General features: G+C 61.0%; 16 protein-coding genes and 1 pseudogene. 2 read left to right on the top strand and 15 right to left on the bottom strand.

Going from position 1 to position 25,706, the window contains the following annotated elements; translation table 11 throughout:
* Positions 1–43: 43 nt before the first annotated feature.
* Together PLD_RS17515 and PLD_RS17510 are read right to left on the bottom strand one after the other, a co-directional pair.
* Positions 44–2,548 carry a type VI secretion system Vgr family protein gene (locus tag PLD_RS17515; RefSeq protein WP_159894886.1) on the bottom strand — a complete coding sequence of 835 codons (2,505 nt, stop codon included), beginning with the start codon at positions 2,546–2,548 and terminating at the stop codon, positions 44–46.
* 230 nt (positions 2,549–2,778) lie between these two features.
* Positions 2,779–3,678, bottom strand: coding sequence for a LysR family transcriptional regulator (locus tag PLD_RS17510; RefSeq protein ID WP_159894884.1), 900 nt, complete (start codon positions 3,676–3,678; stop codon positions 2,779–2,781).
* Between the two features lie 150 nt (positions 3,679–3,828).
* Between PLD_RS17510 and PLD_RS17505 the strand changes: the two genes are divergently transcribed.
* Complete coding sequence (locus PLD_RS17505) at positions 3,829–5,058, top strand: MFS transporter (protein ID WP_371929091.1); 1,230 nt, start codon at positions 3,829–3,831, stop codon at positions 5,056–5,058.
* 141 nt (positions 5,059–5,199) lie between these two features.
* Here PLD_RS17505 and hemE read toward each other — a convergent pair whose 3' ends face one another.
* The 11 genes and pseudogenes from hemE to pilM all read right to left on the bottom strand — a co-directional run bounded on the left by hemE (position 5,200) and on the right by pilM (position 20,308).
* Positions 5,200–6,267: a uroporphyrinogen decarboxylase gene (gene hemE, locus PLD_RS17500; RefSeq protein ID WP_159894880.1), complete on the bottom strand. Its 1,068-nt coding sequence runs from the start codon at positions 6,265–6,267 to the stop codon at positions 5,200–5,202.
* 176 nt (positions 6,268–6,443) lie between these two features.
* A complete protein-coding gene (locus tag PLD_RS17495; RefSeq protein ID WP_159894878.1) occupies positions 6,444–7,862 on the bottom strand; it encodes an FAD-dependent oxidoreductase in 1,419 nt (472 codons plus the stop codon).
* A 120-nt stretch (positions 7,863–7,982) separates the two neighbouring features.
* On the bottom strand, positions 7,983–12,428 hold the full coding sequence (gene gltB, locus PLD_RS17490) for a glutamate synthase large subunit (RefSeq protein WP_159894876.1): 4,446 nt from the start codon (positions 12,426–12,428) through the stop codon (positions 7,983–7,985).
* A gap of 348 nt (positions 12,429–12,776) precedes the next feature.
* Positions 12,777–14,342 (bottom strand): SPOR domain-containing protein, encoded by a 1,566-nt coding sequence (locus PLD_RS17485; RefSeq protein ID WP_159894874.1) that lies wholly within the window; start codon positions 14,340–14,342, stop codon positions 12,777–12,779.
* Between the two features lie 10 nt (positions 14,343–14,352).
* Positions 14,353–15,453, bottom strand: a complete 1,101-nt coding sequence (gene aroB / locus PLD_RS17480) for a 3-dehydroquinate synthase (RefSeq protein ID WP_159894872.1) — start codon at positions 15,451–15,453, stop codon at positions 14,353–14,355.
* 145 nt (positions 15,454–15,598) lie between these two features.
* Positions 15,599–16,117 carry a shikimate kinase AroK gene (aroK, locus tag PLD_RS17475; protein ID WP_159894870.1) on the bottom strand — a complete coding sequence of 173 codons (519 nt, stop codon included), beginning with the start codon at positions 16,115–16,117 and terminating at the stop codon, positions 15,599–15,601.
* A 4-nt stretch (positions 16,118–16,121) separates the two neighbouring features.
* Positions 16,122–17,360: pseudogene (locus tag PLD_RS17470) on the bottom strand (type IV pilus secretin PilQ); the annotation flags it as partial.
* Positions 17,361–17,548: 188 nt separating this feature from the next.
* Positions 17,549–18,070, bottom strand: coding sequence for a pilus assembly protein PilP (locus tag PLD_RS17465; protein ID WP_159894866.1), 522 nt, complete (start codon positions 18,068–18,070; stop codon positions 17,549–17,551).
* Entirely contained in the window at positions 18,067–18,687 is a 621-nt protein-coding gene (locus PLD_RS17460; protein ID WP_159894864.1) for a type 4a pilus biogenesis protein PilO, read from the bottom strand. Before PLD_RS17460 ends, PLD_RS17465 begins: the two co-directional genes overlap by 4 nt.
* Positions 18,687–19,250, bottom strand: coding sequence for a PilN domain-containing protein (locus PLD_RS17455; protein ID WP_159894862.1), 564 nt, complete (start codon positions 19,248–19,250; stop codon positions 18,687–18,689). The genes PLD_RS17460 and PLD_RS17455 overlap by 1 nt, the downstream gene beginning before the upstream one ends.
* On the bottom strand, positions 19,250–20,308 hold the full coding sequence (pilM, locus tag PLD_RS17450; protein WP_159894860.1) for a type IV pilus assembly protein PilM: 1,059 nt from the start codon (positions 20,306–20,308) through the stop codon (positions 19,250–19,252). Before pilM ends, PLD_RS17455 begins: the two co-directional genes overlap by 1 nt.
* 219 nt (positions 20,309–20,527) lie before the next feature.
* Here pilM and PLD_RS17445 point away from each other — a divergent pair, with 219 nt between their 5' ends.
* Positions 20,528–22,960, top strand: a complete 2,433-nt coding sequence (locus PLD_RS17445) for a penicillin-binding protein 1A (protein WP_371929090.1) — start codon at positions 20,528–20,530, stop codon at positions 22,958–22,960.
* 324 nt (positions 22,961–23,284) lie between these two features.
* On the opposite strand, the gene PLD_RS17440 is transcribed toward PLD_RS17445, so the two are convergent.
* Positions 23,285–24,307 (bottom strand): IS110 family transposase, encoded by a 1,023-nt coding sequence (locus PLD_RS17440; RefSeq protein WP_159894856.1) that lies wholly within the window; start codon positions 24,305–24,307, stop codon positions 23,285–23,287.
* Between the two features lie 129 nt (positions 24,308–24,436).
* Positions 24,437–25,705 (bottom strand): malic enzyme-like NAD(P)-binding protein, encoded by a 1,269-nt coding sequence (locus PLD_RS17435; RefSeq protein WP_159894854.1) that lies wholly within the window; start codon positions 25,703–25,705, stop codon positions 24,437–24,439.
* Between the last annotated feature and the right edge of the window lies 1 nt (position 25,706).

The raw sequence follows: 25,706 nt of genomic DNA, 5'->3' as shown, positions 1-25,706 counted from the left end.
TGAATCAACAATGCCGTACACAACGTAGCCCATAGTGGATATCTCATGACTCAGTACCTGAGCGCTTCATGCTCACGCTGGCGATGCTCATGGCGTCCTTCTGCAGCAGTTGCGTCGCGCCCTGCGCATCCGTTATGCCTTCGACGACTTCGCCATTGGCCAGGGTGATGGTGTAAGGCACATTGGGCATCGGCGACTGGCCATCGATCTGCTTGAGCACGAAGCGACGCTGGGTATCCCCGACGTTGAACGTCGGAAGTTCAGCCGCCAGATCGGCCCCTCCAAGCAGGCTGTGCTTCGCCGCCTTGACGGTAAAGTTGCCCGGCATGCCCAGTTCGATGTTCCCGCCCTTGAGGGTCAGGTAGGCGCCTGCGCACATCAGGGTGATGTGCTCTTGGGCCGAAATCAGCACATGCTGCTTGCTCGCGCTGAGCTCCAGGCTCTGGTCGGCCTCCAGGCGGATGTTGTTGTTTTGTGCCTGCAGCAGCATCAGCCCTTGATGGGCGACGTGGCGGATCTCGCCACCCTGGGCAAACAACCCCAGATCGGAACCTGCGTTGAGCACTATTTTTTGCCCGGAAGTCAGCTGCTGGTTCTGCTGAGCCACGCTGTCGATATGTTCGCCGGCTGCCAGGGTGATGCTCTGCGGGGAAGCGGCCGCGATGCCAGCGGGACCGCTCAGGGCGATGGCTGGCTTGCCGCCCTTGCCGCCCGGCTCATCGTTGGCCCCGAGCCCCAGCTCGCGAACCGCTTCACTGAGGGTTTCCTGAGGCGTGCTGTCATGCGCCACGCCAGCGTGCCCGGTGGCGTACTCGCCCAATCCCTTGGCCAGTTGCAATGCCGCTTCCAGCACTTGAACCACGCTAGCCCGGTTCAGTTGCCCGCCGTCAGCCTTCAACTGCTCCTCGGTGCTGAGCAGCAGTCCTTTCGCGGCACGCAACGCACCGTGCTCGTCGGTGCGAAGCTCGAAACCCTCGCCACGAGCCGCTCCACCAGCGGGTCGTGGATGGGTCAGGTAACCCAAGTGCAGTGCTGTGTTGCCGTGATCACTCATCAAGGCCGCGCTGATCTGTCGGGTGGTGTCGTCGATGCGCAACTCGTTGGCTCGCGTCCCCCTGTACTCCTTGCTTTTGATCGTACTGAGGGTCTTGTGATTCGGCAGTTGATAGGGCGGCATGTGAGACTTGCGATAGGTGCGCCCGGTGATGATCGGCTGATCGCAATCGCCATCCAGGTAATCGACTATCACTTCCTGGCCAACACGCGGAATTGCCATGTGTCCCCAGTTCGCTCCGGCCCAGTTCTGCGACACCCGAACCCAGCAGGAGCTGAACGCGTTGTTTCGCCCCTTTCTGTCCCAGGGGTATTGAATCTTCACCCGACCAAATTCATCGACGTGGATTTCTTCCTCTTGCGGACCGACCACCGTCGCAATCTGCGGTCCGTCGACCACTGGCTTGGGCAGTGGCTGCGGACGCCATTCGGTTTCCTCGCTGACGATCTGCGCGGTGAAGTCATAGCTCACGCCCATCTCGGCGCCCGCCGACTCCTCTTGCTGGCTGGCGTGCTGAATCCCTTTGTGGGTGATTCTCACCGTGCGCCACCAACGGTTGAAGTCAGCCCTGGGGTGACCTGTCAGTTGAAAGGAAAATCCCGGTATCAGGCGCGGATCATCACCCTGCACAATCGCCACCCGGGCATCGCGGCGCAGGCCCAGCAAACGATTCTGGGTGAAGGGTTTACCGGCAGCGCTGACCTTGTAGCGGCCAGGGTAGTCATAGCGCTCATAGTGCCGAGCCTGATGTTCAAGGTCATCGCCCACGCTGCGCTGTTGCTGATTGAAGGCTGGTCGCTTGAAGTTGTAGTCCCGTTGAGTCTGCTCGGCCGTGCGAACATTTTCCGTGTAGCTGAAGGCATACAACACCGGCTGCTCAGCATCCCCTGCCGGTTGCCCGCTAAATAGCACCGGGTCTCCCTCAATGCGCTCCTGGACATACAACTTGTCGCTCTGAATCAGCGTGCACGTGCGGTCTTGGTGCTTGAAGAAATAGAACAGCCCCTCCTCTGCCGAAAGCCGTTCGAACAGATAGAGGTCGCTGTCGCCCACTTGCGCGCAGTACTCACGGGGCAAGTGGTCGGTGTAGATACGTTGCTGATAATCCAGAACACCGTGTTCATCCAATACCGACTTGAGAATTTCAGGCACGCTTTTGTGTTGAAAGATACGCCAGTCAGAGCTCAACCCGAGCCGAGCGAACTGCGGTTCGACCAGCGCACGGTAACGCGTACGACGAAAGCCCGTGGGGCCTTGGGTAAAGCTGGAAACCAGGCCGTGGACGTAGCGCACGGCGTTGCCGCCCTGCCAGATCGTCAGCACGGCGGGTTGATCGAGGATGTGAGAAAAATCGATGTTAGGCGTGTAACTGGCCAACTCCAGCGCGAGCCGATAAGGCTCGCACATCGCCTCTTCCAGGGTGAATTCGACAACCTCGAATTCCACCTGCGCTGAAGTAACGGAAAACGTGAACTTCAAGTCCCTTTGGCGCATATGACGATTCCTTGTCATGCGTGGGCTGGAGTTGGCATCCAGTCTTGAGCGAACGGCACTTGGCCAAGCGCAAGAAGCTAGCAAAGAGCAGTAAACGGAATCTATAAGATCCGTCTCAAAGTTTCTGCCTGCGCTTTCAACCCAAGCACAGTCCCACGTGATGCAGGCAGCCTTTCAGCTCCGTCAGGGAACCGACCTGGCAAGTACAACGCTGATGGCAAGCCAGCCCCTCAGGACGCGGCCCCGGTCTTGCGCGTCAGTAGCTCGACAAACGCCTTGGCCATGGGCGAGCACTGGTCCTTGCGCTGTACCAGCCACACCGCCGACATGGCTTCCGGGTCCAGCAGGCGGCGATAGACCACACCGTCGATGCGCATGCGCTGGTAGGACGCCGGCAGCACCGAAACCCCAAGCCCTGCGGCGACCAGGCCGATGATGGTCATGGCCTCCGCCGCCTCCTGGGCGAAATGCGGGGTGAAACCGGCGTCCCGGGACAGGCTCAACAATTGGGCGTACAACCCGCTGCCGTAGCTGCGGGGGAAGAATACGAAAGGTTCGTGAGCCAGCGCCGCCAAGTGCAGGCCTTCTTCGCTGCCTGTCACCAGCGGATGCTTGGAACTGAGCACCGCCACCAGCGGTTCACGCAACAACTCCACCACCGACAAGGAGTCGGGCAGAGGCAAGGGTCGCATGATGCCGACCTGGATCGCCTGATCCTCCAGCGCTTCGGCCACCTGGGTGCTGCTCATTTCCTTGAGCTTGAGGTGCACGGCCGGAAAACGCTGGCGGAAAGCGAAGATCGCCTGGGGAATGGTCGAGTTGAAGGGGGCCGACGAGGTGAAGCCGATCTTCAGCTCGCCCAACTCGCCCAACTGCGCGCGCCGAGCCACGTCTGCCGCTTTGTCCACCTGAGCCAGCACCAGGCGCGCCTCTTCGAGGAACAGGCGCCCGGCCTCGCTGAGCTCGACCCGACGATTGGTGCGTTCGAACAGCCGGGCGCCCACCTCCTGCTCCAGGGCCTGGATCTGCTGACTCAAGGGCGGCTGGGAGATGCCCAGCGCCTGAGCCGCACGGCCGAAATGCAGTTCTTCGGCGACGGCGATGAAGTAGCGCAAGTGACGTAATTCCATGGGGCTCCATTGAGTCGTTAAAGCTATCAAACAGGTCGAACAATATATTGGAAAGAATCATTGGCCCGCTATATGCTTTTTTCCATTGCCTGACCGGCTGCGCCCCCCCCCGAGGTCCCCGTGAAAACCGCTGCTGCCCCTCTTGCCCACATCATTCCAGCCACGCCCCTGGACGAGGTAGTCGCCCAACTCAACGAGGTCTATATCGAGAAAGGCACGCCGCTGTTCATGCGCACCGTGCTGGCGCTGTTCTGCGGCGGCTTTGCCACCTTCGCCTTGCTGTACTGCGTGCAACCGATGATGCCGCTACTGTCCCGGGAGTTTTCCATCAATGCGGCGCAAAGCAGCCTGGTTCTTTCGGTATCGACTGGCATGCTGGCCATCGGTCTGCTGATCACCGGGCCCATTTCCGACCGCATCGGCCGCAAGCCGGTGATGGTAGCGGCCTTGCTCGCCGCTGCCCTGTGCACCCTCGCCAGCGCGCTAATGCCCAACTGGCAAGGGGTGCTGCTGATGCGGGCGCTGGTGGGGCTATCCCTGAGCGGACTGGCTGCGGTGGCTATGACCTACCTGAGCGAAGAGATCCACCCCCAACACATCGGCCTGGCCATGGGCCTGTACATCGGTGGTAACGCCATTGGCGGCATGAGCGGTCGGCTGATCACCGGTGTATTGATCGACTTCGTCAGTTGGCATACGACGATGCTGGTGATCGGTGGACTGGCGCTGATCGCCGCTGCAGTGTTCTGGCGCATCCTTCCCGAATCACGCAACTTCCGCCCGCGCTCGCTGCACCCGCGCAGCCTGCTGGACGGCTTCACCCTGCACTTTCGCGATGCTGGCCTGCCCTGGCTGTTCCTCGAAGGTTTCCTGCTGATGGGGGCCTTCGTCACCCTGTTCAACTACATCGGCTACCGCCTGCTGGCCGAGCCCTATCACCTGAGTCAGGCCTGGGTCGGCCTGCTATCGGTGGTGTACCTGTCGGGGATCTACAGCTCGGCGAAGATCGGCGCCCTGGCGGACCAACTGGGCCGGCGCCGGGTGCTCTGGGGCACCATCGTACTGATGCTGGCGGGAATCGCCCTGACCCTGCTGACGCCGCTGGCTCTGGTGCTGATCGGCATGCTGCTGTTCACTTTCGGCTTCTTCGGCGCTCACTCGGTGGCCAGCAGCTGGATCGGCCGCCGGGCCACCAAGGCCAAGGGCCAGGCCTCTTCGCTGTACCTGTTCAGCTACTACGCCGGCTCCAGCATCGCCGGCACTGCGGGCGGGGTGTTCTGGCACCTGGCGGGGTGGAACGGCATTGGCTTGTTTATCGGTGCCCTGTTGCTAGGGGCCCTGCTGATTGCCATGAAACTGGCAAAACTCCCGCCTTTGTAACGCCTGGCCTGTGTGGGAGCTGGCTCGCTAGCGCAGGCGTTCGCCAGGCAGACGCCAGTCTTGAGGGCTCATTCGCCGGCAAGCCGGCGCCTACCAATGAAAACGCTCGGCAGAGGCCGGGCGTTTTTTATGCGGTGGCGCTTACTGGTGGTACTGCGCCGATAACTCGTGAACCGCTTCCAGGAAGGCGCCGGCGTGTTCCGGCTTCACTTCCGGGGTGATGCCATGACCCAGGTTGAACACGTGACCGCTGCCGCTGCCGTAGCTGGCAAGGATGCGTGCGACTTCGCTGCGGATCGCCTGCGGATTGGCGTAGAGCACGGTGGGGTCCATGTTGCCTTGCAGGGAAACCTTGCCGCCGACGCGGCGCCGCGCTTCGCCGATATCGCAGGTCCAGTCCAGGCCCAGGGCATCGGCGCCAGCATCAGCGATGCTTTCCAGCCACAGGCCGCCGCCCTTGGTGAACAGGATCACCGGCACCTTGCGGCCGTCATGCTCGCGGATCAGGCCGCTGACGATCTTGCGCATGTAGGCCAGGGAGAATTCCTGGTAAGCGGCCGACGAAAGGCTGCCGCCCCAGCTGTCGAAAATCTGCACCGCCTGGGCACCGGCCAGGATCTGCCCGTTGAGGTAAGAGGTGACCGATTGCGCCAGCTTGTCCAGCAGCAGGTGCATGGCTTGCGGGTTGTCGTAGAGCATGGCCTTGGACTTGCGGAAGTCTTTCGACGAACCGCCTTCGACCATGTAGGTGGCCAGGGTCCAGGGGCTGCCGGCAAAACCGATCAGCGGCACGCGGCCATTGAGTTCGCGACGAATGGTGCTGACCGCGTCCATCACGTAGCCCAGATCCTTTTGCGGATCGGGGATCGGCAGGGCTTCGATGTCGGCCAGGGTGCTGACCACTTTCTTGAAGCGCGGGCCTTCGCCGGTTTCAAAGTACAGGCCTTGGCCCATGGCGTCGGGGATGGTCAGGATGTCGGAGAAGAGGATCGCCGCATCCAGCTGTGGATAGCGGTCCAGAGGCTGCAGAGTGACTTCGCAGGCGAACGCCGGGTTCATGCACAGGCTCATGAAGTCACCGGCATTGGCACGGCTGGCGCGGTATTCAGGCAGGTAGCGCCCGGCTTGCCGCATCATCCACACCGGGGTGACGTCTACGGGTTGCTTGAGCAGGGCACGAAGGAAACGGTCGTTCTTCAGGGCAGTCATGTCGGCATCCGGAAAAAAAGTGGGGGCATTTTCTCAGAGCCGGGCATAAAAGGCACGGCAAGAGCCGTTTCTTTATGTCTATGGGGTCAATTGGTCGCACAGAGGCAGTAATGGAGCTGCGGCAAGCTGCAAGTCAAAGCACGACGGCTTTCACTTGCGGCTTGCCGCTGACGTCATCAGACGCCCAGGTAGTCGAGGATGCCTTCGGCGGCGTTACGTCCCTCGAAGATCGCCGTCACCACGAGATCAGAACCGCGCACCATGTCACCACCGGCGAAAATTTTCGGGTTGCTGGTCTGGTGCTTGTACTGACCTTGTTCCGGCGCCACGACGCGGCCCTGGCTGTCGGTCTGGATCTGGAACTGCTCGAACCACGGTGCCGGGCTCGGGCGGAAGCCGAAGGCGATGACCACTGCGTCGGCCGGGATGATCTCTTCGGAACCGGGGATCGGCTCGGGGCTGCGACGGCCACGGGCGTCCGGCTCGCCGAGACGGGTCTCGACCACCTTCACGCCTTCGACCTTGTCTTCACCGACAATGGCGATCGGCTGGCGGTTGTAGAGGAATTTCACCCCCTCTTCCTTGGCGTTCTTCACCTCTTTGCGCGAGCCGGGCATGTTGGCTTCGTCACGACGGTAGGCGCAGGTCACCGACTTGGCGCCCTGGCGGATCGAGGTGCGATTGCAGTCCATCGCGGTGTCGCCACCACCCAGTACCACCACCTTCTTGCCCTTCATGTCGACAAAGTCTTCCGGCGACTTTTCAAAGCCCAGGTTACGGTTGACGTTGGCGATCAGGAAGTCCAGCGCGTCATACACACCCGACAGATCCTCACCGGCAAAGCCGCCCTTCATGTAGGTGTAGGTGCCCATGCCCATGAACACCGCATCGTATTCGGCGAGCAGTTGCTCCATAGTCACGTCCTTGCCCACCTCGGTGTTGAGGCGGAACTCGATGCCCATGCCGCTGAAGACTTCGCGACGATTGCTCAGTACGGTCTTTTCCAGCTTGAACTCGGGGATGCCGAAGGTTAGCAGACCGCCGATTTCAGGGTTCTTGTCGAACACCACCGGGGTCACGCCGCCACGCACCAATACGTCGGCGCAGCCCAGGCCCGCCGGGCCAGCGCCGATGATTGCCACGCGCTTGCCGGTGGGCTTGACCTTGGACATGTCCGGGCGCCAGCCCATGGCGAAAGCGGTGTCGGTGATGTACTTCTCCACTGAGCCGATGGTCACCGCGCCAAAGCCGTCGTTGAGGGTGCAGGCCCCCTCGCACAGCCGGTCCTGCGGGCACACCCGGCCACAGACTTCCGGCAGGGTGTTGGTCTGGTGCGACAGCTCGGCGGCGGCGAGGATGTTGCCCTCGGCCACCAGCTTGAGCCAGTTGGGAATGAAGTTGTGCACCGGGCACTTCCATTCGCAGTACGGGTTGCCGCACCCCAGGCAGCGGTGGGCCTGGTCGGCCGATTGCTGGGGTTTGAAGGGTTCGTAGATTTCCACGAACTCCTTCTTGCGCTGACGCAGCAGTTTCTTCTTCGGGTCTTTGCGCCCGACCTCGATGAACTGGAAGTCGTTATTCAGACGTTCAGCCATTTTCAAAACCTCTATACAGCAGCTGCAAGCACTAAGCTGCAAGCCGCAAGTCGATCACGTATGCCCGGCAAACCCCACACTGCTTCACTTGCAGCTTGAGGCTTGCCACTTGCAGCTGCTTTATTGCGGATTCGCACGCGTAGTGGAGAGCAGGGACTTCAAGCTCGCCGCCTTCGGCTTGACCAACCAGAATCGGCGCAAGTAGTCGTCCAGGTTCTCGGCGAGTTCACGCCCCCACTCGCTGTCGGTTTCCGCAACGTACTCGTTCAGCACGTTTTGCAGGTGGCTGCGATAGGCTTCCATCGCTTCGCCACTGATCCGCTGGATTTCCACCAGTTCGTGGTTGACCCGGTCAACGAAGGTGTTGTCCTGGTCGAGCACGTAGGCGAAACCACCGGTCATGCCCGAACCGAAGTTGTAACCGGTCTTGCCCAGAACGCAGACAAAACCACCAGTCATGTACTCGCAGCAGTGATCGCCAGTGCCTTCCACCACGGTGTGGGCACCGGAGTTGCGCACGGCGAAACGCTCGCCCGCGGTGCCGGCGGCGAACAGTTTGCCGCCGGTGGCGCCGTACAGGCAGGTGTTGCCGATAATGGCGCTGTCCTGAGTCTTATAGACGCTGCCCTTGGGCGGAACGATGACCAGCTTGCCGCCGGTCATGCCCTTGCCCACGTAGTCGTTGGCATCGCCTTCCAGGTAGAGGTTCAGGCCTCCGGCGTTCCACACGCCGAAGCTCTGCCCCGCAGTACCCTTGAAGCGGAACGTGATCGGCGCCTGGGCCATGCCCTGGTTGCCGTGAACCTTGGCGATTTCACCGGAAATCCGCGCACCGATAGAACGGTCGCAGTTGCAGATATCCAGGGCAAAGTCGGCACCGCTCTTGTCGTTGATCGCCGAACGCGCCATCTCGACCATTTTCTCGGCCAGCAGGCCTTTGTCGAACGGCGGGTTGCGGTCTACCTGACAGAACTGCGGTTTGTCCGCGGGGATGTGGTCGCTGCCCAGCAACGGGGTCAGGTCCAGGTGGTGCTGCTTGGCGGTCTGGCCTTCCAGCACTTCCAGCAAATCGGTACGGCCGATCAGTTCTTCCAGGGAGCGCACACCGAGCTTGGCCAGCCACTCACGGGTTTCCTCGGCGACGTAGGTGAAGAAGTTCACCACCATGTCGACGGTGCCGATGTAATGATCCTTGCGCAGCTTCTCGTTCTGCGTCGCCACGCCGGTGGCGCAGTTGTTCAGGTGGCAGATGCGCAGGTACTTGCAGCCCAGGGCGATCATCGGCGCGGTGCCGAAGCCGAAGCTTTCGGCGCCGAGGATGGCTGCCTTGATCACGTCGAGGCCGGTTTTCAGGCCGCCGTCGGTCTGCACCCGGACCTTGCCGCGCAGGTCATTGCCGCGCAGGGTCTGGTGGGTTTCCGCCAGGCCCAGTTCCCACGGCGCACCGGCGTACTTGATCGAGGTCAGCGGCGAAGCGCCGGTGCCACCGTCGTAGCCGGAGATGGTGATCAGGTCGGCATAGGCCTTGGCCACGCCAGCGGCGATGGTGCCGACGCCAGCTTCCGCCACCAGCTTCACCGAAACCAACGCCTGCGGGTTGACCTGCTTGAGGTCGAAGATCAGTTGCGACAAGTCTTCAATCGAGTAGATGTCGTGGTGCGGCGGTGGCGAGATCAGGGTCACGCCGGGCACGGCGTAACGCAGCTTGGCAATCAGGCCGTTGACCTTGCCGCCGGGCAACTGACCACCTTCGCCAGGCTTGGCGCCTTGAGCCACCTTGATCTGCAGCACTTCGGCGTTGACCAGGTACTCCGGGGTCACGCCGAAGCGGCCAGTGGCCACTTGCTTGATCTTCGAGCTCTTGATGGTGCCGTAGCGCGCCGGGTCTTCGCCGCCTTCACCGGAGTTAGAACGCGCGCCGAGGCGGTTCATGGCTTCGGCCAGGGCTTCGTGGGCCTCGGGCGACAAGGCGCCCAGGGAGATGCCGGCGGAGTCGAAGCGCTTGAGGATCGACTCCAGAGGCTCGACTTCGCTGATGTCCATGGGCGTGTCCAGGGTCTTCACCTGGAACAGGTCACGGATCATCGACACCGGGCGGTTATCCACCAGCGCGGTGTATTCCTTGAACTTGGCGTAGTCGCCCTGCTGCACGGCGGCTTGCAGAGTGTTGACCACATCCGGGTTGTAGGCGTGGTATTCGCCACCGTGGACGAACTTCAGCAGCCCGCCTTGCTGGATCGGCTTGCGCGGGCTCCAGGCTTCAGTTGCCAGGGCTTTCTGCTCGGCTTCGATGTCGACGAAACGTGCGCCCTTGATCCGGCTCGGTACGCCACGAAAGCTCAGGTTGCAGACTTCCTCGGACAGGCCGATGGCTTCGAACAGCTGCGCGCCACGGTAGGAGGCGATGGTGGAGATACCCATCTTCGACAGGATCTTCAGCAGGCCCTTGGTGATGCCCTTGCGGTAGTTCTTGAACACCTCATAGAGGTCGCCCAGCACTTCACCGGTACGGATCAGATCACCCAACACTTCGTAGGCCAGGAACGGATAGACCGCCGAGGCGCCAAAACCGATCAGCACCGCGAAGTGATGCGGATCGCGGGCAGTGGCGGTTTCCACCAGGATGTTGGAGTCGCAACGCAGGCCTTTTTCGGTCAAGCGATGGTGTACCGCGCCCGTGGCCAGGGAAGCGTGGATCGGCAGCTTGCCCGGAGCGATATGGCGGTCGCTGAGGACGATCTGGGTGCGACCGGCGCGCACCGCCTCTTCCGCCTGATCGGCGACATTGCGGATCGCCGCTTCCAGGCCGACGCTCTCGTCGTAGTTGAGGTCGATGATCTGCCGCTCGAAGCCCGGGCGGTCGAGATTCATCAGCGAACGCCACTTGGCCGGGGAGATCACCGGCGAGCTGAGGATCACCCGCGAGGCATGCTCGGGCGATTCCTGGAAGATGTTGCGCTCGGCACCGAGGCAGATCTCCAGGGACATAACGATGGCTTCGCGCAGCGGGTCGATCGGCGGGTTGGTGACCTGGGCGAACTGCTGGCGAAAGTAATCGTATGGGGTGCGCACGCGCTGGGACAGCACCGCCATCGGCGTGTCGTCGCCCATGGAGCCCACCGCCTCGTAACCTTGCTCGCCCAGCGGACGCAGCACCTGGTCACGCTCCTCGAAGGTGACTTGGTACATCTTCATGTACTGCTTGAGCTGGTCGATGTCGTAAAACGCCGAACCGTGGTCGTTGTCTTCCATGGTGGCCTGGATGCGCAGGGCGTTCTTGCGCAGCCATTGCTTGTACGGATGGCGCGACTTCAAGCGGTTGTCGATGGCATCGGTGTCGAGGATCTGCCCGGTTTCGGTGTCCACGGCAAAGATCTGCCCCGGACCGACCCGGCCCTTGGCAATCACGTCTTCGGGCTGGTAGTTCCAGACGCCGATCTCCGAAGCCAGGGTGATGAAGCCGTTTTTGGTGGTGACCCAACGCGCCGGACGCAGGCCGTTACGGTCCAGCAGGCAGACGGCGTAGCGGCCATCGGTCATGACCACGCCGGCCGGGCCGTCCCAGGGCTCCATGTGCATGGAGTTGTATTCGTAGAACGCCCGCAGATCCGGGTCCATGGTCTCGACGTTCTGCCACGCTGGCGGAATGATCATGCGCACGCCACGGAACAGGTCAATGCCGCCGGTGACCATCAGCTCCAGCATGTTGTCCATGCTCGAGGAGTCGGAACCCACGCGGTTGACCAGTGGGCCGAGCTCTTCCAGATCCATCAGATCGTTACTGAATTTGGTACGCCGGGCCTGGGCCCAATTGCGGTTGCCGGTGATGGTGTTGATCTCGCCGTTGTGGGCGAGGAAGCGAAATGGCTGGGCCAGCGGCCATTTCGGCAGGGTGTTGGTGGAAAAGCGCTGGTGGAACACGCAGATCGCGGTCTGCAGGCGCGGGTCACCCAGGTCCGGATAGAAGGCGGCGAGGTCCGCCGGCATCATCAGGCCTTTATAGATGATGGTCTTGTGGGAAAAGCTGCAGATGTAGTGGTCGGTGTCGGCGGCGTTGGCCACCGAAGAACGGCGACGGGCGCTGAACAGCTTGACCGCCATGTCCTGATCGCTAAGACCTTCACCGCCAATGAACACCTGCTCGATCTGCGGCAGGCGCTCCAGGGCCAGACGCCCGAGCACGCTGGTATCGATCGGTACTTTGCGCCAGCCCACCAACTGCAGGCCGGCGGCCAGGATCTCGCGGTTCATGTTTTCGCGAGCGGCTTCGGCCTTGGCCGGATCCTGGTTGAAGAACACCATGCCCACGGCGTATTGCTTGGGCAGATCAACACCGAAGTGCTCTTGGGCAGTTGTGCGCAGGAACAGATCGGGCTTTTGCATCAGCAGACCGCAACCGTCGCCGGTCTTGCCGTCTGCGTTGATCCCACCGCGGTGGGTCATGCAGGTCAGGGCCTCAATGGCCGTTTCCAAGAGGGTATGACTGGGCTCGCCCTGCATATGGGCTATCAGGCCGAAACCACAGTTATCCTTAAATTCATCTGGTTGGTACAGACCTGCTTTCATAGACACTTTCTCACCAGGCTGCCTCTTATCGAGACAAATTTCTTTTTAATTCAACCGCTTACCTTCCACGCCGAACGTACGCCAGCTTTGCGGGGGCAAAAGGGAGGTCATTGTACACACCGACACAAAGGCTCACAAATTAAGCGACGATCCGTCGTAAATTTATGTCGTATTTATGAACGTTTTAAAGCGATACGCTGTGCTAGTCAAAATGTTTTGATCTTGACTGCCGCGACTCAAAAACTACTGTGACGCAGACACCACAAGGCACGCGGCCTGTAAGGCAGCATGCCGATGCGGAAATTCGAGGTTGCCGGGAGAGGCGGCCTGGGTAAGGCCGCCGAATCTTCAGCGAGTTGTTGCCAGTTCTTGTTGAACGCTAGCGACAGTGCGAGGCCAAGGTTTACCAGCCTGAACCTTCGCTGGCAAGGATTTGATGGCGCTGACCGCGGCATCGCGGCTTGAGAAGTTGCCGTAGGTAATCACATACAGCGGCTTGCCGTTGAGGAGTTTCTTGAAGTAGCGGTACTCACCACCGTGCTCCTTGACGAAGTTTTGCGCGCTGGCTTCCGAGCTGGTGCCAAGGACCTGCACCACATAGTTGCCCGGCGCCTGACCGGCGTACCAGCTACCAGCGACAGCCTTGGTCACAGTGACTGGCTTCTCCGCCGGTTTGGCGGCGGTCGGTTTCTCCACCGGCTTGGGCGCCGGAGCAGGCTTGGCGCTCGCAACCTGAGTCGGCGCCGGGGTCGGGCGCGCCGCCGGAGTCGGCTCTGGGCCAGCCGCCACACCTGCGGGTGGCGCGGTGGTGGTCACGGTCGGTGGAACGGCGCTGGAACCCTCCACAGGCACCCCATCGTCGCCCTCAGTGATTTCGCCTGCAGCTTCAGCCAGAGGACCACGCATCACCGGCTGTGACTGGCCTACCAACGGCAGCGGCATCGGCTGCGACGAACCGGCGAATTCAACGGCAGGGCTACCGCCCGCATTCGGCGCTGGCGCCTGCCCCAAAGGCAGTTGGGCTTGCTCGTTGGTCGAAGTCGCGGTGCTTGGCGCCGGGCTGCGCCCCTGCATCATCCAAGCCGCGGCCAAGGCCACAACCACCACCGCGGAAATGGCCAATACGTGTTTCTTCGGCATGTTGAACCCCATACTTGGACGCTTCACCGCAGAGCGGCTAGCAATCATGGCTTCGATCAGTGCATCCCTGGCGACCTCGTTGATGTTGCCCGGCCAGCCATCGGAGCTCTCGTGAATATCACTGATCTGATCTGCGGAGAAAAGTTCGATGCCCTGACCTGCGCCTTCCAGCCGCAGGGCCAGATATTCACGGGTTTCTTCTTCGGCATAAGGCTGCAACTCGATAACGTGGAAGCGTTCGTCCTCGGTACCAAGTTGATCCAAAGCCGCGATCAATGACGACTCGCCGAACAGGAAGACATGAGGACGGCCTTCCGGAGCACCGGCGGCAAGGGTCAGCAAAGCCTCAAGCGCAGGCTCATCAAGCTGCTCGGCATCATCCACCAGTAGATAGACTTCCTGGCCAGTCAGCGCCAGTTGCACCACCTGGGCCAGAATCGCGCCGATCTCGGCCTGCGCCACATTCAGCGCCTGAGCCACCTGACTCAGTACGCCAGCGGTATCGCCAGCACCGCGAGCGGAAACCACCACACTCTGTACCGATTGCTTATTGGTGCTGGCGACCAGCGCCTGGCGCAACAAGGTCTTGCCGCTGCCCTGAGGCCCGGTAACCACCAGCAACAGTTGGCTGTAGCGAGCCAGGTGGTGCAACTGCCCCAGCACCGGCTTGCGTTGCGCTGGAAAGAATTTGAAGCCAGGAACCCGGGGAGCGAAAGGGTCATGACTCAACTGGTAATGGCCGAGGAAAGCCTCGTCGGCGTGCAAACTAGTCATCGGGATTTTATTAACCTTTAAGCTGAGCCAGGGCGCGGTAATCCGCTCCCAGCGTGGCCTGTAAAACCTCTTTCGGATAATCGTCGGTCACCACGGCCTCGCCCATGCGGCGCAACAGCACCAGACGCAAACGACCGTCGATCACTTTCTTGTCAATTGCCATGTGTTCGAGAAAATCCGCCTCGCTCATCTCCTCAGGAGGGATAACCGGCAGGCCCGCGCGCTGGAACAAGCGAATACCACGGTCACGCTCCTGGCGAGTGATCCAGCCCAGGCGCGTGGACATTTCCAGGGCCATGACGGTGCCCGCGGCGACCGCCTCCCCGTGCAGCCAGACACCGTACCCCATATGGGTCTCGATGGCATGGCCAAAGGTATGGCCCAGGTTGAGAGTGGCCCGCACCCCCGATTCACGCTCATCGGCGCCCACCACGGCGGCCTTGGCCGCGCAGGAACGCTCAATGGCGTAGGTCAGCGCCTGCTGGTCCAGGGCCCGCAGGCGATCGACGTTCTCCTCCAGCCAGGTCAGGAACGGCTCATCGCAGATCAGGCCGTACTTGATCACCTCCGCCAGGCCCGCCGACAGCTCGCGGCTTGGCAAGGTATTGAGGCTGGCGGTATCGATCAACACCACGTTCGGCTGATAGAAGGCGCCGACCATGTTCTTGCCCAGCGGGTGGTTGATACCGGTCTTGCCCCCCACCGAGGAGTCCACCTGGGACAACAAGGTGGTTGGGATCTGGATGAAATCCACACCACGCTGATAACAGGCCGCAGCAAAACCGGCCATGTCACCGATCACCCCGCCACCGAGGGCAATAATCGTGGTGCGCCGATCATGACGCGCGGTCAGCAGGCCGTCGAAAATCAGTTGCAGGGTTTCCCAATTCTTGTAGGCCTCGCCGTCGGGCAAGACCACCGAGATCACCGAGAACTGCGCCAGGCTGCGGGTCAGACGCTCAAGGTACAGCGGCGCGACGGTTTCATTGGAGATGATTGCCACTTGCCGCCCGGCGATATGCGGCACCAGCAACTCGGGCTGATCCAACAATCCTTCACCAATGTGAATCGGGTAGCTGCGCTCGCCTAGATCGACCTTAAGTGTCTGCATGTGTCCCCACAGTGAAGATGGAAGCAGGCGTTGTGCCTTGTATTGAAGACGGGCGTCGTCTGGTTTTCTGACGCGGCCCGATAGCTATGCGCCACACCCTGCGGGTCTGGCGCGACGCCGAGAATAGCGCATTTCGCTCGACGCATTAACGGGGTGGCAGTTGCTGCAGACGCTCGAGTATGTCCAGCACCACCATGCGTGGCGGCCGCTCATCGGTTTCGACCACCAGATCGGCGATTTCACGATAAAGCGGGTCGCGTATCGCCAACAGGTCACGCAGGGTCTTGGCCGGATCGGCGGTACGCAGCAAGGGACGATTGCGGTCCCGCGCGGTGCGCCCCACCTGCTGTTCTACCGAGGCGTGCAGATAGACCACGCGCCCGCCGGCATGCAGCGCCCGGCGATTGGCCTCGCGCATCACCGCACCACCACCGGTGGCCAGGACCACGCCGTCGGTGCCACATAGCTCGGCGATCATGGCCTGCTCGCGATCGCGAAAGCCCGGCTCGCCTTCCTTATCGAAGATCCACGGAATATTCGCGCCTGTACGCAGTTCAATTTCCTTATCGGAATCTTTGAATGGCAGGCGCAGCTCTTTGGCCAGTAAGCGACCGATGGTGCTTTTTCCAGCCCCCATCGGCCCAACAAGAATCAAATTTCGCACAGAATCAACGACTCACAGCAATCGCCTGGTTGTTCATGATACGCGGAGTGAGAAATACCAGCAGCTCGGATTTTTTCTCCGACACCACGTCACGCCGGAAAAGGCGGCCAAGATACGGCACATCGCCAAGAAATGGCACTTTATCTACAACCTTGCTTTGACTGATCGAGAAAACCCCACCGATGACAATGGTTTCCCCGTCGCTGACCAGGACTTTGGCATTAACCTCGTTTTTCTTGATCGGCGGCACATCCTGGACCTTGTTCAGGTAGTCCGGCTCATCCTTGGTGACTTTGACCGCCATGATGACGCGGTTGTCCGGGGTGATTTGCGGGGTAACTTCCAGGGACAGCGAAGCCTCTTTGAAGGACACCGAGGTAGCGCCACTGGAACTGGCTTCCTGATAGGGAATCTCGGTGCCCTTGAGGATCTTTGCGGGCTCCTTGTCAGAGGTGACCACCTTGGGCTGGGAGACGATCTCGCCATTGCCGGTTTTTTCCATGGCCGCCAGCTCCAGATCCAGTAGCACGTTGTCAGTGATGTAGGCGATACCGATACCTGACGTGCCGGCCGTGACGCCGAGGTCGACAAAGGGTGAATGGCTACCGTTACCACCCGAGGCGCCGCCCTTCAGCCCGGAGGCGCTCCAGTTGCCCTTGCTCTGCACCGAGCCACCCCAGCGCACGCCCAGGCTCTTGTCATAGTCAAGATTGGCCTCGACAATCCGTGCCTCGATCAACACCTGACGCACTGGCACGTCGAGTTGAGTGACGATTCGCCGCAGCTCGTCAAGTCGCTCCCGGGTCTGGTAGGCAATGATGTTGTTGGTACGCTCATCCACGCTGATCGAACCACGCTCGTCGACCCGCTCTTCGGCACTGGTCACTGACTGGAATAACTTGGCGATCTCCGCGGCCTTGGCGTAGTTGACCTGCAACAACTCCCGCCGCAGGGGCGCCAAGTCCGCCAGTTGCCGCTGCGACTCCAGCTGTTGACGCTCCCGGGCAGCGATTTCGTCGGCCGGCGCCACCAGCAACACATTGCCGACTTTGCGCTGGACCAAGCCCTTGGTCTTGAGCACCAGGTCCAGGGCCTGCTCCCAAGGCACATCCTGCAAGCGCAGGGTAATGCTGCCTTGCACAGCATCACTGGCCACCAGATTGAGGTCGGTAAAGTCGGCGATCAGTTGCAATACCGTACGCACCTCGATGTCTTGAAAATTCAGTGAAAGTTTTTCACCTGAAGCAAACGCCGCGCTCTCGATCGCTCCCTCAGCGATTCCCGGACCGACTGACGAACGTTCCAAGAGCCGCTGAGGCTCTTGAACAGAGACAACCTTGAGTTCGGCGGCACTGACCAGCGGTGCCTGCGACGCTATCCATAGCGCCACACCGAGGCCTGAAACAGTCCTGTTCATTGCGCAGATTCCACTTAAGAGTGTTTTTTCAGCGGCAGCGTCCGTGGTCGCTCCACCCAGGCCCCCGCGCCATCAGGAAGCACTTCCACCAGGTCCACCCGAGATTCGCTGATGGCCACGACCCGGCCTTCATTACGCCCCAGGTAGTCACCTACCTTGAGCCGGTGCACCCCGCCTGCTCCCCGCAACAGGGCAAAACGTCCAGCGGCGCTGGACAGCGTACCAACCATCTGCAATTGCTCGATATCGAATCCCTCAAGGTACTGCCGAATCCGGTCCGGATCAGGCCGTAACGCGCCCTGTCGGCGAGTCATCAGGTGGCTTCGTTGCGGCGGCTGGAACGGGCTGCGCAGGGCGCTGGCGTTATAAGTCAGCGCTGGGTGCGAGCGCTGTACCGCTATCGATTCGGTCGGCCCCGGTGATTGCAGGCGCATTTCATTCATAAAGCCATCCAGGTCCGCGAAGCCTTCCCCCCCATCGCAGCCCCACAAACCCAGGCAAAAACAACCGGGCAACACCCAGGGCAAGCGCCTCATGAGTTCGGCTCCACGTCGTCATACCGGTAGGTTCGCGCCTCAATGCTCAGCTGCAAGCGCGCAGGATGGCCAGCCACTAGGGGCCGGATCTGAAAATCATGCCACGTGACCATTCGCGGCAACCCGGCGACGCCGCAGATAAAACGCGCCAGATCGTGATAAGCCCCAGTCACGGTGATCTGAATCGGCAACTCGACATAGAACTGGCGAACCACCTCCGGTTGCAGCTTGATCGCTTCAAATGCCAGACCACTGCCCAGCCCCACGCGACTGATATCTTCAAGCAGCCCCGAAACTTCGGTTTCACTGGGTAATTGACGCAGCAACAGATCAAAGCGGCTCTGGATGAGCCCGAGCTGCTCGCGGTAACGCTCAAGATTGCCCCCTTGCCGGGCCTTGTCGGCAAATTGCTCCTTGAGCAGGACTTCTTCTTGACGCAGGCGATCCAAATGCTCCAAACGCGGACTCAAGTACACGCTGTAACCCAACGCGCCAACCAGCGACAGCAGCAACACTGCCACCAGCGCCTTGATCGGCGCAGGCCAGGAGCCCAGGTTATCCAGGTCCAACTCGCGCAGATCGCTCAGGCGCAATCGCCCTAATTGCCACGCGCTCATTACTTGATCTCCACAGCCAGCAGGGGTGTACGCTCCACGCTCAACCGGAACAGATTACTCAACCCCTGCTCCGCCCCAGCGGCGTGTGTCACCTCGGTCAGGCTGGGAGCGGAAAAACCTTCGGCGGACTGCAGATTGCGCATCAGGTCGGACACCCGACTGTTCGACTCAGCGACCCCTGCGATGCTCAGGCGCGCCCCCTGTCGATCCACGGCGGTGAAGTACACGCCATCGGGCAAGCTACGGGCCAACTGCTCGAAAACCTGGACACCAACTGATCGGCCGTCCTGGAGAGCCTCAATGATGTCCATGCGTTCGAGTAATTGCTGGCGCCGCACCTCAAGCGCCTGAATGCTGGCGATCTGCTTGTCCAATAGCTCGTTCGCTTGCCCCAGGTACTGGTTGCGCAACTGCTGCCGCTCGATCAGCCCTTCTATATAGAGGTCGGCCAACAGAGTCATCCCGGCCCCCAGCAGCACCGCTGCCACAAGCATGCGCAGAGAACGCTGGCGCCGACGCTGCCGCGATGCCTCGCGCCAAGGCAGAAGATTGATCCGCGCCATCAGTCGAATCCCCTCATGGCCAGCCCACAGGCGAGCAGCAGACTCGGCGCGTCATCGGCAAGCGTTCGGGCATCGACCTGACTGCTCACCGACATATTGAGAAAAGGGTTGGCAATCCTCGTGGCAATCCCTACCTGGCGCTCCACTTGTCGATCCAGCCCAACCAAGCGACTGCCCTCACCGGCCAGCAACAACCAAGCAACAGGTGGTTGCCCGGGCGAGTCGGCGAACAACTGCAAGGATCGACTCGCCTGTTGCAGCACCTCCTGCTCGAACGCCTGTAGCGCCTCATTGCAGCCCTCCGGCAAGCCGCCCTGACGCTGCGCCAGCAACACCGCTTCCGGCGCCAACGCAAAACGCTGCTCAAGGGCCGCCATTAACGGTCGAGTGCCGAACAACTGCTCACGAGCGTAAATAACCTGCCGATCGAACAAGACACTGAAGGTGGTCAGGTTCGGACCTATATCCAGCAACGCCACAGCCGATAGCGCTGTAACCGGCAACTGCGCTGCCAGCATCAACAAACAGCGCTCCAGGGCCAAAGGCTGCGTGTCCACCACCCGGGGAGTCAGTTCGGCCAATGCCAGTACCGACTCCAGAGATTCGACAAGCTCATTGCGGCAGGCCACCAGCAGCGCCCGCTGGCGCAGCGGCTTGCCAGGCACGCAGCCCTGAACCTCAAAGTCGAGGGCAACATCCTCCAGGGGATAGGGAATGTACTGGCCAGCCTCAAGCGCCAACTGGCTTTCCAGATCATCGTCGGACAGCCCGGCCGGCACCTCGATCACTTTGCTGATGACTGCGTCACCGGCCACCGCCACCGCCACGTCCTTGAGGCGACTGCCGCTTCTTCGCCAGGCACGGGACAGGGCCATGGCCACCGCTTCTGGGTCGGCGATGTGCTGGTCGAGCAGCACATTGGCAGCCAGAGCCTCCCTGGCATAAGCCTCGACCCGGTAGCCTGCGCCCTGACGACTCAAGGCCAGAAGTGTGACCGATGCCGCATTGATATCGATCCCCAGAAGGGAACTCGGCTTTTTGCTGAAGAGTCCAAGCACGACATATTCCCTATGACCGCCCGTAACTTACGGACTCCTTGAAGCCCATTGCGCGCACTCGCCGGTTCTTGACAGACGGGCAAATGACGCTCCCGGTGGAAAATGCTTATAATGCCCAGCGTTTTTTTCCGCCTTTACCTGCTGCGTGGGTCGGTCCCTGATGACCGTGAATACCCTGACGCCTAATTCATTTCTTTCTCTGGAAATCCAAAAGCCTTGATTCGTCTGCTGAAGTTTTTCGGGTGGTCCATCGTAGCGGCGTTCTGCGGACTCCTCCTCGCCCTCTCCGGTGCGTTTCTCTATCTTAGTCCTGGGTTGCCATCGGTAGAGGCCCTGAGAAGTATCCAGTTGCAGATTCCCCTGCGGGTGTACAGCAGCGACGGCAAATTGATCGCCGAATTTGGCGAAATGCGCCGTAATCCCATACGTTTCGCCGAGATTCCCCCCAACTTCATCAATGCGTTACTAAGTGCTGAAGACGACAACTTCGCTAACCATTACGGGGTTGACCCCAGCAGCCTGATGCGTGCCGCAACCCAGTTGATCAAGAGCGGACACATTCAGTCCGGCGGCAGCACCATCACCATGCAGGTGGCGAAAAACTTCTTCCTCAGCAGCGAGCGCAGCTTCTCGCGCAAGGCCACCGAAATCCTTCTGGCGCTGCAGATCGAACGGCAACTGACCAAGGACGAAATCCTTGAGCTGTACGTCAACAAGATCTACCTGGGTAACCGCGCCTACGGCATCGAGGCAGCGGCCCAGGTGTATTACGGCAAATCCATTCGTGACGTGAGCCTGGCGCAAATGGCGATGATCGCCGGTCTGCCCAAGGCGCCTTCGCGCTTCAACCCCCTGGCCAACCCAGCGCGCAGCAAAGAGCGTCGCGACTGGATCCTGGGGCGCATGTACAAGCTGGGCAAGATCACCGAGGCGGCCTACACCGAGGCGATCAATGAGCCGCTGAACGCCAGCTATCACGTGCCGACGCCAGAGGTGAGCGCGCCCTACATCGCCGAGATGGCTCGCGCCGAGATGGTCGGGCGCTACGGCAGCGACGCTTATACCGAAGGCTTCCGAGTCACCACCACAGTGCCCAGCGACCTGCAGGAGATGGCCAATACCGCCGTCCATGAAGGCCTGATGACCTATGACCAGCGCCACGGCTATCGCGGTCCGGAATCACGCCTGCAAGGCAAGACCCAGGCGGCCTGGGCCTCTGAACTGACCAAGCAACGGACTATCAGCGGGCTGGAACCGGCGATCGTTACCCAGGTTGAGAAAGAGGGCATCCAGGTGCTCACCCGCAACGGCGAAGAGCACGTGGCCTGGAGCACCATGAAATGGGCTCGACCGTTCCTCAACACCAATAGCATGGGCCCGACGCCTCGCCAGCCGGCAGACGTGACCCAGGTCGGCGACCTGATTCGTGTGCAGCGTCAGGCGGACAATTCACTGAAGTTCAGCCAGATCCCCGTGGCCCAGGGCGCCCTGGTGACCCTGGACCCACAGAACGGCGCCATCCGCGCCCTGGTGGGTGGATTCGCCTTCGAACAGAGCAACTACAACCGTGCGATGCAAGCCAAGCGCCAGCCCGGCTCCAGCTTCAAGCCGTTCGTTTACAGCGCCGCCCTGGACAATGGCTACACCGCAGCCAGCTTGGTGAACGACGCACCGATCGTGTTCGTCGATGAATACCTGGACAAGGTCTGGCGCCCAAAGAACGACAACAACACCTTCCTTGGCCCGATTCGCATGCGCGAAGCGCTGTACAAATCGCGCAATCTGGTGTCGATCCGACTGCTGCAAAGCATGGGCGTGGACCACACCATCGATTACATCAGCAAGTTCGGTTTCAACAAGCAGGACCTGCCGCGCAACCTGTCCCTGGCGCTCGGCACCGCAACCCTGACACCCATGGAGATCGCCACCGGCTGGAGCACCTTTGCCAACGGCGGCTACAAGATCAGCCCGTATATCATCGACAAGATCGAAAGCCGCAATGGCGACGTGCTGTTCGCCGCCAACCCTGCCAGCGTACCCACCGGCAATAGCGCCAGCAGCGGCATCGCCGCGCCGGAACACGCGTTCACGGTTAACACGGTGGCCGGCGAGAATCCGACACAGCCCCCCGTGCAACCACCTGCCGTCGCCGAGCGGATCATCGATGGGCGCACCGCTTACATCCTCAACAGCATGCTCGAAGACGTCATCAAACTGGGCACTGGGCGTCGCGCACTGGCGCTGGGCCGCTCGGACCTGGCCGGCAAGACCGGGACCACCAACGAATCCAAGGACGCCTGGTTCTCCGGCTACAACGCCGACTATGTGACCACGGTCTGGACCGGCTTCGACCAACCGGAAAGCCTCGGGCGTCGCGAGTACGGCGGCACCGTGGCGCTGCCGATCTGGATGAGCTTCATGGGCGCCGCCCTCAAGGACAAGCCAGCACACACCCTGGCCGAACCCGAAGGCATTCTCAGCCTGCGAGTCGACCCAGTCAGTGGACGCGCCGCCACCCCGAGCACGCCGAACGCCTACTTCGAATTGTTCAAGAGCGAAGACTCTCCGCCGTCGGTCAATGAGCTGGGCAACGGCGTCGTTCCAGGCAGCCCGCTACCTGCGGACGAAACAGCCCCCATCGACTTGTTCTGACCTATTTCGCCAGCCAGCCAGCGCCTGTAGCGCCGGCCGCTGGTAAAGGCATCTCAGGCAAGCACCCACAAAAATGTATGGTCAGCCCATCTCCTGCAACCTCATTGGTTGTTTTCGGTAACGCTGGCCTGCGCTCATGTATCCGGGCTCGTTGTGAGCGTTGCTGTAACAACGCCCGGCCCTCGCTGAGTAGCCGCTCCCGACTGCCCTGAAAAAGCCCTCAGCCTCTATAGCTGAATTTTGTGCCAGGCTCTCAGTCGGGCCACTTGCCGTTTACTGTCATCCGTCAGTGACGTCGCAAAAGCCGGTGGTAAAGCTGTACGTTCAAGCGTTCGGATGTGGGTCGTACTGGCCGCCTTTGGCCAGTACCGCCCACACGATTCGCGCCAGTTTGTTTGCTAGCGCACACGCGACGACATTGGAGTGGCGGCGCGTCAGCAGTTCCCGAACCCAAGCCCCCAAGGCGTCTTCTCGCTTGTCGATATGACGCATGATGGCTCGCGCGCCTTGTACCAGCAATTGGCGGATGTGTTTGTCGCTGCGCTTGCTGACCCCCAGAAGCACCGTCTTTCCACCCGTCGAGTACTGCCTCGGCACCAGCCCCAGCGAAGCGGCAAAATCGCGTCCACTTCGAGAGTTCGACGCATCGCCCACATCCGCCAATACCGCACTGGCGGTGACTGGGCCGATGCCAGGAATACTCTGCCAGCGATTTCCGGCATCGTCCTCTTTCAACTGCTGTTTCAGGTCGGACTCGATGTCCTTGATTTCATCATTGAGCTGTTGGATTTGACGATCGAGACGCATCACCACGCTCTTTAGGCGCAATGGAACCGGATGTTGTGGATTGTCCAGCAGCGCTGGCACACGGTGCAACGCCGTTGCGCCGATGGGCAGGCTGATCCCGAATTCCAGCAAAAAGCCATGAATCTGATTGGTCGCGACGGTGCGATGGCCAATCAAGGAGTCTCGGACACGATGCAAAGCTGAAAGCGTTTGTTGCTCTGCGGTTTTAATCGAGCAGAAGCGCATCGCGGGGCGGCTCGCCGCCTCGCAAATCGCTTCGGCATCAATGAAGTCGTTTTTGTTGCCTTTGACGAACGGCTTAACGTATTGCGGGGCAATCAGTTTTACCTCGTGGCCCAATGCCTCAACCTGTCGAGCCAGCCAGTGGGCACCGCCACACGATTCCATCACCGCCGTGCAGGCCGGCAGTTGGGCCAATGTGCTGAGCAATTGGCTGCGACTGGTTTTCTTGCGCAGGACCTGATGACCTTTGGCATCCTGGCCATGCAGGTGGAAGCTGTGTTTGCCAATGTCGATACCGAGAAGCGTCATCGTGTTCATGAGAGATCCTCCGCCGAAAACGAGAAAAGCCCTGCAAGCGTAAACCTGCAGGGCTTCTCGGTCAGGCTGACCATCTCATTAAGCCCCAACTCTCAAGAGCCGGGGCTTTTTGCATGACGCTACAAACGCTTAACCGTTGAACACGTCATCCACGCTTTTCAGCGGGTAGTTCTTCGGGTACGGCAGGGTAGCAACGCCGGTCTCGATCGCGGCTTTGGCCACGGCATCGGAGATCACGGTGATCAGGCGGGCATCCATTGGCTTCGGAATGATGTACTCACGGCCGAATTCCAGCTTGATGCCGCCGTAGGCGTCGCACACTTCCTGAGGCACTGGCAGCTTGGCCAGTTCACGCAGGGCGTTGGCTGCAGCGATCTTCATTTCTTCGTTGATGCGCTTGGCGCGAACGTCCAGGGCACCACGGAAGATGAACGGGAAGCCCAGAACGTTGTTGACCTGGTTTGGGTAGTCCGAGCGACCGGTGGCCATGATCACGTCATCACGGGTGGCGTGAGCCAGCTCCGGAGCGATTTCCGGATCAGGGTTCGAGCAGGCGAACACGATCGGGTTGGGCGCCATGGACTTCAGGCCTTCAGCGCTCAGCAGGTTCGGACCAGACAGACCGACGAACACGTCGGCGCCTTGCAGCGCGTCGGCCAGGGTGCGCTTGTCGGTGGCATGGGCGAACACGGCCTTGTACTGGTTCAGGTCATCACGGCCGGAATGGATCACACCGGTGCGGTCAACCATGAAGATGTTCTCGATCTGCGCACCCATGCTCACCAGCAACTTCATGCAGGAGATGGCGGCAGCGCCGGCGCCCAGGCAGACGATTTTCGCGTCGGCGAGGGTTTTGCCAGCAATTTCCAGGGCGTTGATCATGCCGGCCGCGGTCACGATCGCGGTGCCGTGCTGGTCATCGTGGAACACCGGAATGTCGCACTGCTCGATCAGAGCGCGTTCGATCTCAAAGCACTCAGGGGCCTTGATGTCTTCCAGGTTGATGCCGCCGAAGGTGATGGAGATGCGCTTGACGGTGTCGATGAAGGCTTGCGGGCTTTCGGAATCGACTTCGATATCGAATACATCGATACCTGCGAAACGCTTGAACAGGACGCCCTTGCCTTCCATCACCGGCTTGGAGGCCAGTGGACCCAGGTTGCCCAGACCAAGAATCGCGGTGCCATCGGAAATGACGGCAACCAGGTTGCCTTTGCCGGTGTACTTGTAGGCCAGCTCCGGATCGCGAGCGATTTCACGCACCGGCTCGGCTACGCCGGGGCTATAGGCCAGCGCCAGATCGCGAGCGGTAGCAGTGGCCTTGGTGAGCTCGACACTCAGCTTTCCTGGACGAGGATTGGCATGGTAATCGAGAGCGGCAGTTTTCAAATCAGACATG

This window comes from Pseudomonas sp. LD120, from assembly GCF_009861525.1.
In the GTDB taxonomy this organism is placed as follows: Bacteria; Pseudomonadota; Gammaproteobacteria; order Pseudomonadales; family Pseudomonadaceae; genus Aquipseudomonas.
The sequence above is the reverse complement of the archived record's forward strand: the minus strand, read 5'-3'. Positions and strand labels throughout refer to the sequence as shown.

What these genes read in the sequence shown, in the direction of transcription:
- PLD_RS17495 (WP_159894878.1), bottom strand. Translation starts at nt 7,862, where the DNA reads ATGGCTGAACGTCTGAATAACGACTTCCAGTTCATCGAGGTCGGGCGC.
- PLD_RS17485 (WP_159894874.1), bottom strand. Translation starts at nt 14,342, where the DNA reads ATGACTAGTTTGCACGCCGACGAGGCTTTCCTCGGCCATTACCAGTTG.
- PLD_RS17435 (WP_159894854.1), bottom strand. Translation starts at nt 25,705, where the DNA reads ATGTCTGATTTGAAAACTGCCGCTCTCGATTACCATGCCAATCCTCGT.
- PLD_RS17460 (WP_159894864.1), bottom strand. Translation starts at nt 18,687, where the DNA reads ATGAGCGCGTGGCAATTAGGGCGATTGCGCCTGAGCGATCTGCGCGAG.
- PLD_RS17455 (WP_159894862.1), bottom strand. Translation starts at nt 19,250, where the DNA reads ATGGCGCGGATCAATCTTCTGCCTTGGCGCGAGGCATCGCGGCAGCGT.
- aroB (WP_159894872.1), bottom strand. Translation starts at nt 15,453, where the DNA reads ATGCAGACACTTAAGGTCGATCTAGGCGAGCGCAGCTACCCGATTCAC.
- PLD_RS17510 (WP_159894884.1), bottom strand. Translation starts at nt 3,678, where the DNA reads ATGGAATTACGTCACTTGCGCTACTTCATCGCCGTCGCCGAAGAACTG.
- hemE (WP_159894880.1), bottom strand. Translation starts at nt 6,267, where the DNA reads ATGACTGCCCTGAAGAACGACCGTTTCCTTCGTGCCCTGCTCAAGCAA.
- PLD_RS17465 (WP_159894866.1), bottom strand. Translation starts at nt 18,070, where the DNA reads ATGAGGCGCTTGCCCTGGGTGTTGCCCGGTTGTTTTTGCCTGGGTTTG.
- PLD_RS17515 (WP_159894886.1), bottom strand. Translation starts at nt 2,548, where the DNA reads ATGCGCCAAAGGGACTTGAAGTTCACGTTTTCCGTTACTTCAGCGCAG.
- gltB (WP_159894876.1), bottom strand. Translation starts at nt 12,428, where the DNA reads ATGAAAGCAGGTCTGTACCAACCAGATGAATTTAAGGATAACTGTGGT.
- PLD_RS17440 (WP_159894856.1), bottom strand. Translation starts at nt 24,307, where the DNA reads ATGAACACGATGACGCTTCTCGGTATCGACATTGGCAAACACAGCTTC.